The sequence below is a fragment of the Avibacterium paragallinarum genome (assembly GCF_011765605.1).
GTDB lineage: Bacteria > Pseudomonadota > Gammaproteobacteria > Enterobacterales > Pasteurellaceae > Avibacterium > Avibacterium paragallinarum.
Map to the genome: position 1 here is coordinate 1,768,494 of NZ_CP050316.1, position 13,417 is coordinate 1,781,910.

Annotated in this window: 13 protein-coding genes; 4 read left to right on the top strand and 9 right to left on the bottom strand. The window is 41.8% G+C overall.

The annotated features are described in order from the left end of the window. Positions 1-290: 290 nt before the first annotated feature. Positions 291-1,523: a phosphoglycerate dehydrogenase gene (gene serA, locus HBL79_RS08510; RefSeq protein ID WP_035685523.1), complete on the bottom strand. Its 1,233-nt coding sequence runs from the start codon at positions 1,521-1,523 to the stop codon at positions 291-293. Positions 1,524-1,544: 21 nt separating this feature from the next. Then, positions 1,545-2,204, bottom strand: a complete 660-nt coding sequence (rpiA, locus tag HBL79_RS08515; protein ID WP_035685525.1) for a ribose-5-phosphate isomerase RpiA — start codon at positions 2,202-2,204, stop codon at positions 1,545-1,547. A gap of 271 nt (positions 2,205-2,475) precedes the next feature. On the opposite strand from rpiA, the gene HBL79_RS08520 reads away from it, so the two are divergent. Next, positions 2,476-3,108 (top strand): hypothetical protein, encoded by a 633-nt coding sequence (locus HBL79_RS08520; RefSeq protein WP_046097500.1) that lies wholly within the window; start codon positions 2,476-2,478, stop codon positions 3,106-3,108. A gap of 41 nt (positions 3,109-3,149) precedes the next feature. Here the strand turns inward: HBL79_RS08520 and hflC are convergent, their stop codons facing one another. The 7 genes from hflC to HBL79_RS08555 all read right to left on the bottom strand — a co-directional run bounded on the left by hflC (position 3,150) and on the right by HBL79_RS08555 (position 9,562). Beyond that, positions 3,150-4,037 (bottom strand): protease modulator HflC, encoded by an 888-nt coding sequence (gene hflC / locus HBL79_RS08525; RefSeq protein WP_035685527.1) that lies wholly within the window; start codon positions 4,035-4,037, stop codon positions 3,150-3,152. After that, positions 4,037-5,281 carry an FtsH protease activity modulator HflK gene (gene hflK, locus HBL79_RS08530; RefSeq protein ID WP_370539152.1) on the bottom strand — a complete coding sequence of 415 codons (1,245 nt, stop codon included), beginning with the start codon at positions 5,279-5,281 and terminating at the stop codon, positions 4,037-4,039. Before hflK ends, hflC begins: the two co-directional genes overlap by 1 nt. Positions 5,282-5,326: 45 nt before the next feature. After that, positions 5,327-6,061 carry a 4'-phosphopantetheinyl transferase family protein gene (locus HBL79_RS08535; protein WP_035685531.1) on the bottom strand — a complete coding sequence of 245 codons (735 nt, stop codon included), beginning with the start codon at positions 6,059-6,061 and terminating at the stop codon, positions 5,327-5,329. Between the two features lie 39 nt (positions 6,062-6,100). Further along, a complete protein-coding gene (locus HBL79_RS08540) occupies positions 6,101-6,355 on the bottom strand; it encodes a DUF5339 family protein (protein WP_035685533.1) in 255 nt (84 codons plus the stop codon). A 68-nt stretch (positions 6,356-6,423) separates the two neighbouring features. Continuing rightward, entirely contained in the window at positions 6,424-8,307 is a 1,884-nt protein-coding gene (htpG, locus tag HBL79_RS08545) for a molecular chaperone HtpG (RefSeq protein WP_046097501.1), read from the bottom strand. A 156-nt stretch (positions 8,308-8,463) separates the two neighbouring features. After that, positions 8,464-9,006 carry an opacity family porin gene (locus tag HBL79_RS08550; protein ID WP_124994882.1) on the bottom strand — a complete coding sequence of 181 codons (543 nt, stop codon included), beginning with the start codon at positions 9,004-9,006 and terminating at the stop codon, positions 8,464-8,466. 49 nt (positions 9,007-9,055) lie between these two features. Continuing rightward, positions 9,056-9,562 carry a SprT family zinc-dependent metalloprotease gene (locus HBL79_RS08555; RefSeq protein WP_017807545.1) on the bottom strand — a complete coding sequence of 169 codons (507 nt, stop codon included), beginning with the start codon at positions 9,560-9,562 and terminating at the stop codon, positions 9,056-9,058. A gap of 342 nt (positions 9,563-9,904) precedes the next feature. On the opposite strand from HBL79_RS08555, the gene HBL79_RS08560 reads away from it, so the two are divergent. The 3 genes from HBL79_RS08560 to deoD all read left to right on the top strand — a co-directional run bounded on the left by HBL79_RS08560 (position 9,905) and on the right by deoD (position 13,236). After that, the gene (locus tag HBL79_RS08560) at positions 9,905-11,167 is read left to right on the top strand and encodes a NupC/NupG family nucleoside CNT transporter (RefSeq protein WP_035685538.1); all 1,263 of its coding nucleotides are present in this window, start codon (positions 9,905-9,907) and stop codon (positions 11,165-11,167) included. Positions 11,168-11,263: 96 nt separating this feature from the next. Further along, positions 11,264-12,502 carry a phosphopentomutase gene (deoB, locus tag HBL79_RS08565; RefSeq protein ID WP_035685540.1) on the top strand — a complete coding sequence of 413 codons (1,239 nt, stop codon included), beginning with the start codon at positions 11,264-11,266 and terminating at the stop codon, positions 12,500-12,502. A gap of 17 nt (positions 12,503-12,519) precedes the next feature. Next, positions 12,520-13,236, top strand: coding sequence for a purine-nucleoside phosphorylase (gene deoD / locus HBL79_RS08570; protein WP_017805375.1), 717 nt, complete (start codon positions 12,520-12,522; stop codon positions 13,234-13,236). Positions 13,237-13,417: the final 181 nt, after the last annotated feature.

Below are 13,417 nucleotides of genomic sequence, written 5' to 3' on the forward strand. Positions count from 1 at the left end.
CAATGCGAATAGCTGTGTGGTAAATATTCTTGTTTTCCACACAGCTATTTATTCGGTGTAATTTTCTCGTAATAATCATTACCGCTCTTTGGTTTCAGCATAATCCAGTGATTAGCTTTACCATACTATCTTTGCCACTATCAGCTCTTTGTGTTGTATGATTTGGGGTTTAAACAGCTATCATTAAAAGAATGGCAATAATGAGGTAAATCCCAGTAAAAAAAGTGCGGTCAAAAAACTATTTTCTGACCGCACTTTATATTTACTTATTGCTGAAAAACTCACGCGTTTTAATACAACACCCTCGCACGAATTGTGCCGTCGATTTCACGCAGTTGTTGTAAGAGTTGTGAGCAGTCATCGGTTTCTACGTCAATAACCACATAACCGATTTTCGGGTCGGTTTGTAGGTATTGGGCGGCGATGTTGATATTTGCACCGACAAAAATTTGGTTGATTTGGTTTAACACGCCTGGGCGGTTTTCGTGAATGTGCAACAAGCGTTTTGTTCCGCTATGCTCAGGCAAGGACACTTCTGGGAAATTCACCGCAGAAAGGGTTGAGCCGTTATCTGAATATTTCACGAACTTGCTCGCCACTTCAGTGCCGATATTTTCTTGTGCTTCTGCCGTTGAGCCACCGATATGCGGGGTGAGAATCACGTTATCCAAACCACGCAATGGCGAAACAAATTCTTCATTGATTGAAGCGGGTTCGGTTGGGAACACATCAAGAGCAGCACCACGCACTTTGCCTGCTTTAATTGCGGCAGCTAAGGCATCAATATCCACAACGGTTCCACGCGCTGCATTAATAAAAATGCTGCCCTCTTTTAATTGTGCGATGCGTTCCGCACTCATTAAATTTTTGGTGGAATCATTTTCTGGAACGTGCAGGGAAATCACATCGCTATTGGCGAGCAATTCTTCCAATGTTCCCACTTGTTGTGCGTTACCCAGTGGTAGTTTAGTTTCAATATCATAGAAAAACACATTCATACCTAGCGATTCCGCAATGATACTGAGCTGTGAGCCAATATGTCCATAGCCAACAATCCCCAATTTTTTACCCCGCACTTCGTTAGAACCTGATGCAGATTTGTTCCATAAACCACGATGCACTTCCGCATTGGCTTGCGGTACATTACGCATTAAGAGCAAAATTTCGCCTAGCACCAATTCTGCCACCGAGCGAGTATTAGAAAATGGTGCATTGAACACGGGGATACCACGCATTTTTGCTGCTTCAAGATCCACTTGGTTTGTGCCGATACAAAAACAGCCCACAGCAATAAGTTTGTTGGCACATTCCAATACATCAGCGGTTAAATGCGTGCGTGAGCGAATGCCTAAGAAGTGAGCATCTTTGATCACTTCTTTTAATTCTTCTGGCTCAAGGGCTTTTTTGTGATACTCAATATTAGTGTAGCCTGCGGCATTTAGCACCTCAATGGCATTTTTATGTACGCCTTCGAGCAATACAAATTTAATTTTAGATTTATCCAGTGAAACTTTGGTTGTCATTTTGCTCTCCATAATCAAAAATTATTCAATAATTTCTGTACCTTGTGGTGTGCCGACAATCACAATATCTGCACCACGCAAGGCAAAAATACCATTAGTTACCACACCTGCAACGTTATTCAAGGTTTTTTCCATTTCCACAGGGTTTAAAATGGGGAAGTTATAGACATCTAAAATCACGTTGCCGTTATCCGTTACCACCCCTTCGCGATATTCTGGCGATCCGCCTAAACTCACTAATTTACGCCCCACTTGTGAACGTGCCATTGGGATCACTTCCACTGGCAAGGCAAAGGTTGAACCTAGCACATCCACTTGTTTGCTTTGATCCACAATGCAGATAAATTTTTTCGCGAGTGCGGCGACAATTTTTTCTCTGGTTAAGGCTGCCCCGCCACCTTTGATCATCATTTTTTGTGGGTTGATTTCATCAGCACCATCAACATAAATATCCAAACTTGACACTTCATTGGCACTGAACACCTCTATTCCTTGCTGGCGTAATAATTCTTCAGAGGCTTTAGACGCCGCCACAGCCCCTTTAATTTCATCTTTCATTGCACCGAGGGCTTCAATAAAGCAATTCACCGTTGAGCCACTGCCCACGCCTACAATCGTATCGGGTTTTACATATTGCAATGCTGCTTGTGCTGCTTGCTTTTTCATTGCGAGTTGATCCATATTTTTTCCTTATTTTTATCAGTCTGATATTGAAATATGATGGGAGGTAAACGTTTGCGAACGAGTTTCATACTTTAATGCTAATCACAAGAAGATACAAGCCCTATCATATGAATTGAGTTTAGTTTTAGAAAATCGCTGGAAACAAGAAAATTGATAATAGTTTATTTCGAAAGCTAACGCCCCTAACAATAAAGGCATTTAGCAATATACATTATTACTGTACAATACAAGCCAATTAAACTATGAATTTTACTATTAAGGAATTGTAATGAAGTTACTCAAAGTAATTTTTGTCAGCCTTTTTGCATTACCAAATGCGTGGGCAAACTTAAATGCTCAAATCAAATACAGCTCAAATTATCTAATGCCTGCTTATGTGCATTTTAATGCTAATGGCTCACAATATACTATCACTGCAAACATTAATATCCCTTTCTACAATATTGAATTTAAATCTTCAGGAACACAAACGAACAATACATTTGCAATGTTAGACTACCAAGATATACGTAACGGCAAGCTCTATGCAAAAACCCTGATTAATGGCAATGAAATCCTTTATGGAAAAGTAAAAAATAGCTTAGATAATATGCCATTTACTATGCCTATTTTTGATTTATTCACTGTAGCATTTCAACTAAGTTATTACGGAAAACTACCACACAACTTTCAAATTACAAATGGCAAGAAACTTTATCTGATGGAAAATGTATTTGTGAAAAAAAGTGAGAAGCAGGTCAAGGAAAATAATCGAAATCAAACAGAAATCACTTATCAATTCCGCACAGGCGAAAAATCTTTTGTGGTAAAAAAGTATCTAGGCGAACAATTTCCTCGTTATATTTCCTACGATAAGGATGGGGATCATTATGAATTAACATTCAGTGAATTAGTTAAGTAAAAAACAAAATGGCACATCAATATGTGCCATTTTATAAATTTCTATTTTGAAGAAGACTTCATAAAACGGAAAAAATCGCTGTCAGGTTTTAAGATCAACATATTGTTCGATTCTGCAAAGCTTTTTTCATAGGCTTTAAGACTGCGTATGAAGCTGTAAAATTCAGGTTCTTGGCTGAATGCGTCAGTGTAAAGTTTTGCCGCTGCCGCATCGCCGTTTCCGCGTAATTCTTGTGCAGTTTTATTCGCAGTGGCGAGAATTACAGTAACTTTGCGATCCACATCGGCTTGAATAAATGCTGCTTTTTCTTTACCTTGTGAGCGATGTTCACGCGCCACGGCATCACGTTCTGCACGCATACGCTGATAAATGGAAGAGGACACTTCATCAGGCAAGTTGATTTGTTTTACCCGAACATCAACCACTTCAATCCCTAGCTCTGAGGTGCTATCTTGCCCAGTATTCAAGGCTTTTCTCGCCCCAACCATCAGCTCGCCACGCGTGCCAGACACAATGTCTTTAATAGTGCGAGAACCCACTTCAGAACGTAAGCGGTCGTTTACTTTACGGCGTAATAAATTCGAGGCTTGGGTGTAATCGCCACCGCCCGTTGCAGTGAAGAAGCGTCCAAAATCGCTGATCCGCCATTTCACATAAGAATCCACCAAGAGATCTTTTTTCTCAACGGTTACAAAGCGATCTGGTGCGCCGTCTAGCGTGCGAATACGTGCGTCTAGCACTTTCATTGAGTCAATGAATGGGATTTTGAAGTGCAAACCCGGTTCGTACACCACCACTTTATTCTCCGCATCGCGGTGAACCTTGCCAAAACGCAACATTATGCCGCGTGAGCCTTCATTCACCACCACAAGGCTTGAGTAAATCACCAAAATAGCGATCAGCAAAATAGGGGTTAAAATTTTACGCATTAGTTAAATCTCCCTTGACGATTTTCTGATGATTCCAAATAACTCTCGCTCGCAGTTTTATTGTCAGAACTGCGGTTGTCAGAAAAAACGGCTTTATTATTGACCGCACTTTGATTTGGCGATGAGCTGGTTTGCCCCGCTTTCGCCGCGTTATTTTGCGAAAGTATTTTATCTAACGGCAATACGCTCAAATTATTTCCATTACTATCCAACAAAACTTTCGGCGTGTTCGACATCACTTTTTCCATTGTTTGAATGTATAAACGTTCACGCAGCAGTTGCGGGGCGGCTTTAAACTCAGGTAAGAGTTGTTGGAAACGCTCCACTTCCCCTTTCGCATTTAACACCACTTGCTCTTTATAGGCAGTGGCTTCTTCAATGATGCGTTGTGCGTTCCCCCGTGCAATAGGCTCTTGCTCGCGAGCATAGGCTTCCGCTTCACGAATATAACGTTGCTCATCTTCTTGGGCCTTGATCGCATCATCAAAGGCGGCTTTCACTTCTTCTGGCGGGCGTGCAGATTGGAAGTTCACATCAAGCACTTCTAAGCCCATATCATAAGGCTGGATAATGCTATTCAAGGCTTTCCAAGTGTCTTCACGCACAATAGAACGTCCTGTGGTTAAAATGTCGTCCATAGACATATGGCCGATCACATAACGCAACGCACTGTCGGTGGCTTGGTTTAAGCTGTCATCGGCATTGGTAACGCTGAACAAGTATTTCGCGGGATCACTCACGCGATATTGCACAGTCATTTCCACTTTCACCATATTTTCATCGCGGGTGAGCATCGCCCCTTGGGTTTTCAGCTCTTTCACTTGTTCCACATTCACGGGGATCACTTTATCTACAAAAGTCGGTTTCCAGTTCAACCCAGGTTGCACGATTTTTTCTAGCTCGCCGAAACGCAACACCACGCCACGCTCTGCTTCTTTCACCGTGTAAAAACCGCTCACACCCCAAATAATCGCCCCAATCACCGCAGCAATAGGGAGCAGTTTGCCAAAGCCCATTGATAGCCCTTTGCCGCCATTGTGATTGCCACCGTTTTGGCTTCCACCGAGCTTTTTCAATAGGTTACTGAACACTTCCTCAAGGTCTGGGGGCGTTTGTTCTTTCTTCTTTGCGGGATCATTCCATTGATGATTAGGATCGGATTTGTTACCAGCCTGATTGCTGTTACTCCCTGGCTTTGCCCAAGGATCTTGATCTGAGCCGTTAAAGGACATTTTATTCTCCATTTGTTAAAAGATAGTTACCAGTCTAAACAAAATAGCGAATGAAGTCTAGGGCAGTTTTACCACTTTGTGGTAGGTTTGATAGGATATTTTTTGTCGCAATTGGCTGGGTTGCAAGGCTTCGCCATTCCAGCAAAAAGTGTGATTTGGCTCAAGGCGGTCATTAGCGAAGCAAGCCAGATAAAAAGGCAATTCTGCGGTGAAGAATGCTTCGCCCTGTGGTGCGTGGAGGGTGTGCAAACGGCGTTCATCGGCGAGATGCTCCACTTCCGATAATTTCGCAATGCCCACGCCCTGCGATTTCAACAAGGCTTCGCGTAAGCACCAAATTTGATAAAACGCTGTTTTCTTATCAGGCTGTTGGCTGAACCATTGCTGTTCTTGTGGGGAAGCAAAATGGGCGAGCAAGGCGGTATAGTCCCGTTCTCGCTGTGGAAATTCGATGTCAATTCCCACCGCACTTTCTTTTGTGCCTTCCCCGACTTTCAAGATCACGGCTACCCACTCGCCAGAATGACTGAGATTAAAATCAATATTCGGTGTTGCAAAGTGCGGTCGTTGCGTTGAGCTGTATTGGATGTCCGCTAAAAGTGCGGTAGGAATTTTCGCCATTTTTGCTAATTGCCATAATAGAAAATGTGCCACCCAACGACAGCGATAACGTTGTTGCAAACGCGGTTGAGCGGGCGGAATTTGACGCAATTTTTCCGTTAATAATTCAGCGGGAAGATGTGGGAAAGGGTAAGACTGTTGGCTATTTCCCCACGCAATAAAAATACTCATTCGGATATGACTCTGTCTTTGGATTACGCGGGGAAAGCCCTATTGCAGAAAACGGGTTAAACGTGAGCGGCAAAACTGTTCTTGTTTTTCTAAAGAAAGCCCAGTAAATTCTTTGTGATATTGGGAAAAATCTTGCTGCAATGCTTGCAATTTTTCCGCTGGTAAGCTGGCAGTGGCAACATTTGCGTCTAAAATCTGAAAATACGTTTGGCAGCTACTCGCCAATTTCGGCGAATTAACCACTGAGCTACACGCCGATAACAATAAGCTGATGACGACAATAAATTTTTTCATACCCTTCCTTCTTTGAATAAAAAATAAGCGTTGCCCACAGACAACGCTTTCTATTCTAACTGAATTTATTAAGATAACAACTCATTTACAGGCTTAATAAAGGCGGTTGGGTTTTCTAAGGAACCTCGCTCTGCTAACATTGCCTGCTCTAACAGAAGCTCAATCCAGTTGGCAAACTGATCTTCATCTGCCATATCTGCCACTTTTTTCACTAATGGGTGGTTTGGATTTAACTCAAAAGTATATTTCACCTCTGGCACAGGCTGTCCGCTCATCGCGAATAATTTCGCCATTTGCGTAGTCATTTGATCGTTATCCGTTGAAACCACCGCTGGTGTATCCGTTAAACGATGAGTTAAACGCACTGCTTTCACTCGCTCACCGAGCAAACTGCTTACGCGTTCAATGAATGAGCCAAAGGCTTCACCTTGTGCTTTTTGCTCTTCTTCCGCTTCTTTGTCCGCCAAGTCGCCTAAATCCAGATCCGATTTGGTGATTGGCTGCAATGGTTTGCCATCAAATTCGCTGAGATAGCTCAACATCCATTCATCAATACGATCAGAAAGCAACAACACTTCAATGCCTTTCTTATTAAATAGCTCTAAGTGCGGGCTGTTTTTCGCCGCAATGTAGCTGTCTGCGGTGATGTAATAAATGGCTTTTTGCCCCTCTTTCATTCGTGCCACATAGTCTGCCAATGAAACGGTTTGCTCACTGCTGTCCGTATGAGTTGAGGCGAAACGATACAAGCCCGCAATTTGTTCACGGTTCGCGAAATCTTCTCCAACGCCCTCTTTCAACACCAAGCCAAATTCTTTCCAGAATTGTAAATATTGCTCAGGATCGTCTTTGGCTAATTTTTCCAACATTTGCAACGAACGTTTGGTTAAGGCTTTACGCAACGCCGCGGTAACTTTGTTATCTTGTAAAATTTCACGCGAAACATTGAGTGGTAAATCGTTGCTATCAATTAAACCACGCATAAAACGCAGATAATTCGGCATAAATTGTTCCGCATCGTCCATAATAAACACACGTTGCACATAGAGCTTCAAGCCTTGTTTGTGATCGCGGTTAAAGAGATCCCAAGGGGCTTTAGACGGCACATAAAGCAAGCTGGTATATTCTTGATTTCCTTCTACTTTATTGTGCGCCCATAAAAGCGGATCGGCAAAATCGTGGCTTAAATGTTTGTAAAATTCTTTATATTCTTCATCAGAGATTTCGCCTTTTGAGCGTGTCCACAAGGCTTGGGCTTTGTTGATCTTTTCCCATTTCACGCCCGTTTCTTTGCCTTCGTCATCGTATTCCTTGCTCAAGATTTCTACTGGCAAGCCAATATGGTCGGAATATTTGCTGATGATTTCACGCAAACGCCAGCTATTGGCAAATTCTTTTTCCTCTTCACGCAAATGCAAGGTGATTTCTGTACCACGATCTTTCTTCTCAATATCGGCTACGGTATATTCACCATCGCCATTAGATTCCCACAACACGCCTTGATCGGCTGGCACACCTGCGGCACGGGTTTTCACCGTCACTTTATCCGCCACAATAAAAGCGGAATAAAAGCCCACCCCAAACTGCCCGATAAGCTGGCTGTCTTTCGCTTGCTCCGCCCCAAGTGCGGTTAAAAATTCTTTTGTTCCTGATTTCGCAATCGTACCGAGATGATCGATCACCTGCTCACGCGTCATACCAATGCCATTATCACTGATGGTGATTGTGTCTTTTTCTTCATCAAAACTGATGCGAACTTTTAAATCCCCATCACCCTCATACAATTCAGGGGCAGAAAGGGCTTTAAAACGTAATTTATCCGCCGCGTCAGAAGCGTTAGAAATTAGCTCACGCAAAAAGATTTCTTTGTTGGAATAAAGGGAATGGATCATTAATTGAAGCAACTGCTTTACTTCAGACTGAAAACCACGGGTTTCTTGATTTTTGTTCATATTCTTATCCTCTTAATTTAGATGAAATGTTATATAGGAATTAAATTTGAAATTTCAACAGAGGAAAAACGCATTATTAAATAAAAATGCAAATTTTTTCATAAAAAAGTGCGGTTGAAACGCACCGCACTTTGGTATAAAAATAACGAGGAGGAATTAAAATTCGTAACGAAGACCGACTTTTACGCCGTATTGGTCTACTTTGGTATCTTCCCAAGAACCTAAACGATTATATTCAACTCCAGTGTCTAAAATAAGATTAGGAGCTAAGTCATAAGAAACTCCAGCTAATGCACCGTAACCAAATTTAGTTTGAGTTTTTTCTTCAAACGCACCAGGGAGAGAATTTTCAATACGGAAAATGTTGGTTGCTAAACGAACTCCAACGTAAGGTTTAACTGGCAAATTAAAATCTAAATCATAAATCCCAGATAAACCAATCCCATAACCTTTAGAACTAATGGATTCATTATTATGAGAAGCTGAGGATTTTCCATAATAAGTGTAATCAGCCGCAAAACGCCAATCATTTAATTTATAACCTACCGAAATACGAGGCTCAAATTGAGTTTTATTCAACTCAGAGTACTCGGTAAATTTTAATTTGGAATATCCCAAATCCCCTTGCACATACCAATTTGCATTCGCTGTTGCTGAAACGACTAAAGCACCAAGAGCTACTGCTAACAATTTTTTCATAATACACTCCATATGAACGGTTAAATAACTTCCCCTATATTATATTAATTTACATCTTTTTCAACATTAATTTCTCTTTGCACTGTTTACAAAAATACTCCGCACTTTGATTCTGTACGCGGTTATGACGGCGTAAGCTAAGATTGTGGATTTGGCAAGCACATTGATATGGAAAGGTTTTGCCCTGTACGGATTGCACATCTAAGCAATGATAAATTTCAGCGGGCAAGTTAAACAGTTTTTCCATTACCGCTTTCCATTCCTTGCCGTGCGGTGAAACTCGTCCAAATACTTGATAAACAATTAAATGAGCCAATTCGTGAGGTACAATTTGTTGTAAAAAATAGTCGGGATTTTCCAGTAATAAAGTGCGGTTAAAACAGATCTCATTTTTCTGTAAATATGCCACGCCCGCTTTCAATCCGCGTAATTGATAATTCACTTCTGGCATTGGGAAGGAACGCTGAAAATGCTGTTCCGCCAATTTCAGATAATGGCGTAATTGACGGAGGATTTGGATATTGAGTAAGCGTAGCGAAATATTTTTTTCTAACATCGGAATATCATCATTTCAATTTCAAATGGACAGGCAATAAGCCAAAAACAGTATATATAATGTAAACAAGCAACATAACGTAGCATTACTAAAGTCAACAAAGAAAATAAAAAGAAATACCTGATATGTCTATTGGTCAGGGTTAGCAAATAAATAACTCTGCAAATGCTAACATCACACCTGCACCTAATTTCTTCCATCTTTTGAATACTACCATAGCGTAAATTGATAAATACTTCTCTTTATACATTTCAGTTGGATTGTAAATCTAAGGCAAAAACAGTAAAATAGATCTTATATTTTAATTTCAGTGAATCATTTTAATTTTGAGGGAATCCTAATATGAATACCCTAATTAGTGTAGTAGGTATTATTGTACTTTTAGTTATTGCTATCCTTTTGTCTAGTAATCGTCGAGCAATTCGTTTGCGTACTGTCGTTGGTGCATTGCTCATTCAAATTTTAATAGGTGCATTTATTCTTTATGTGCCAACAGGACGCAATATTTTATTGGCTATGGCTAACGGTATTAGCAACGTAATTAATTATGGGAATGAAGGAATAAAATTCCTGTTTGGTGGTTTAGCAACGGAGGCTTCCTTTAAAGCTTTTGGTAATGATGGATTTATCTTCGCAGTACGCGTCTTACCTATCATCGTATTCTTTTCAGCCCTAATCTCACTACTATACTATGTGGGTATTATGCAGTGGATAATCAAAATCATTGGTGGAGGATTGCAAAAAGCCTTAGGCACCTCAAAAGCGGAATCAATGTCTGCCGCAGCAAATATTTTTGTTGGTCAAACTGAAGCCCCTCTCGTCGTGAAACCTTATATAAGCAAAATGACTGAATCCGAGTTATTTGCCGTAATGTGTGGTGGCTTAGCTTCAATCGCAGGTTCTGTATTAGCTGGTTACGCAGGTTTAGGCGTGCCATTGCCATACTTAATCGCGGCGTCATTTATGGCAGCACCTGCAGGCTTATTATTTGCCAAATTGATGATGCCACAAACTGAAAAATTCAATGATGACATTGAAGATGTTACTTTAGATAAACCCGCCAATATTCTTGATGCCGCAGCTGGCGGTGCATCTTCAGGTATACAACTCGCTCTCAATGTAGGAGCAATGCTGATTGCATTCGTAGCACTCATTGCATTGGTTAATGGTTTATTAGGTGGAATCGGCGGCTGGTTCGGAATGCCAGAGCTTTCTCTTGGCTTAATTCTTGGCTGGATTTTCCGCCCATTAGCTTGGATCATTGGTGTGCCTTGGAATGAAGCCGAAATCGCAGGGCAAATGATCGGGATTAAACTCGCAGTCAATGAATTTGTGGGTTACTTAGAATTTGCCCCTTACCTTGCTGCTGATGCTGCAGTGCAACTCAGCGATAAAACCAAAGCCATCATCACCTTCGCACTTTGCGGTTTTGCTAACTTCAGCTCAATCGCGATCTTAATCGGTGGATTAGGCGGAATGGCACCAAGTCGCCGAGGGGATATTGCACGTCTTGGCATTAAAGCGGTAATTGCAGGCTCATTAGCTAACTTAATGAGTGCGACTATCGCGGGATTATTTATCGGTTTAAGTGGTGCGGCACTCTAAAGTGCGGTACAATTTGAACAATATTTTCCCAACACCACGGCAACATTCCGTGGTGTTGTCATATTTGTACAATGTAAACGTTTGCATCGAGGTAAAATGAAACGCGTATTTATAATAATGTTAGATTCTTTCGGTATTGGTTCAAGTGAAGATGCAGAAAAATTTGGCGATAAAGGAGCGAACACCTTAGGTCACATTGCACAGCGTTGTGCAGAAGGGTTAGAGGACAAAAATGGTCGCAAAGGCCCACTTCATCTGCCTAACTTTGAAAAACTCGGCTTAGGCTTGGCTGCGAAAGAATCTTGCGGTGAATTGCCAGCAGGCTTTAACCCTACGCCAAATTTAATCGGCGGTTATGCTTATGCAAAAGAAATTTCTTCAGGTAAAGACACTCCATCAGGACACTGGGAGATCGCGGGTGTTCCCGTTTTGTTTGATTGGGGCTATTTCCCAGAACACGAAAACAGCTTCCCACAAGCACTTTTAGATCGCATTGTTGAACGTGCGGGGCTTGATGGCTATCTCGGCAACTGCCATTCTTCTGGCACGGTGATCTTAGATCAGCTTGGTGAAGAACATATGAAAACGGGCAAACCGATTTTCTACACCTCGGCAGATTCCGTTTTCCAAATTGCTTGCCACGAAGAAACCTACAGCTTGGAAAAACTCTATGAACTGTGCGAAATCGTGCGTGAAGAACTGGCTGATTACAACATTGGCCGCGTAATCGCTCGTCCATTTGTGGGCAACAAAGCGGGCGAATTTTCTCGTACCGGCAACCGCAAAGACTACGCCATTGAGCCACCTGCCAAAACCGTATTACAAAAATTAGTGGAAGAAAAACAAGGCGATGTGATTTCTATCGGCAAAATTGCGGATATTTACGCACACACTGGCATCACCGAAAAAGTGAAAGCCACGGGCTTGGAAGAATTATTCGACAAAACCCTTGTGGAAGTGAAAAGAGCGGGGGAAAATTCCATTGTTTTCACCAACTTTGTAAACTTTGACTCTGATTTCGGCCATCGCCGTGATGTAGCAGGTTACGCTGCGGCATTGGAATATTTCGATAGTCGTATTCCAGAATTATTAGCCTTAATGAACGAAGATGATTTACTCATTTTCACCGCTGATCATGGTTGCGATCCAACGTGGCACGGCACGGATCACACTCGCGAGCATATCCCTGTGCTATTATACGGTTCGCAAGTGCCAAAACAATTTTTAGGCAAACGCGACACTTTCGCTGACGTAGGGCAAACTGTCGCAGATTATTTTGATCTGCCGCCAATGGATTACGGCAAATCAATCATTGATTTTCACCATCAAGATTAACTTTAAGAGGATAGATTATGACTCCACATATTAACGCACCCGCTGGGGCTTTTGCTGACGTAGTATTAATGCCGGGCGATCCGTTGCGTGCTAAATATATTGCTGAAACCTTTTTAGACGATGCCAAAGAAGTAACCAATGTGCGTAATATGCTTGGCTACACAGGCACATACAAAGGTCGCAAAATCTCCGTAATGGGACACGGAATGGGTATTCCGTCTTGCTCTATTTATGCCAAAGAGCTGATCACTGAATACGGCGTGAAAAAAATTATCCGCGTCGGTTCGTGCGGTGCCGTGCGTTCAGATGTTAAATTGCGTGATGTCATCATCGGGCTTGGTGCTTGTACGGATTCCAAAGTGAACCGCATTCGCTTTAAAGATAACGATTTTGCTGCTATTGCCGATTTTGATATGACCCAAGCCGCCGTGCAAGCGGCAAAAAACAAAGGCATCAATGTGCGTGTGGGAAACCTTTATTCTGCTGATCTGTTCTATACGCCAGATGTGGAAATGTTTGACGTAATGGAAAAATACGGCATTTTGGGCGTAGAAATGGAAGCCGCGGGCATTTATGGTGTTGCTGCAGAATTTGGTGCGAAAGCTTTAACCATCTGTACCGTATCAGACCACATTCGCACTCACGAACAAACCACCGCAGAAGAACGCCAACTAACCTTCAATGAAATGATTGAAATCGCGTTAGAAAGCGTATTAATCGGTGATCAAGCCTAAAAAATACGCTAAAAAATGACCGCACTTTAATGATTGTGGTCTTTTCCCTTTTGCGGAACATTTTTCACGCCATATGATCAATATGGCGTGTTTATTTTTGGGCTTCCACTTCTCAGCGAGCAGATCTTGTCTAGCTGTTTCAAAATAACTAAATTGTTTTCACTTTCATACAAGGCTTTGA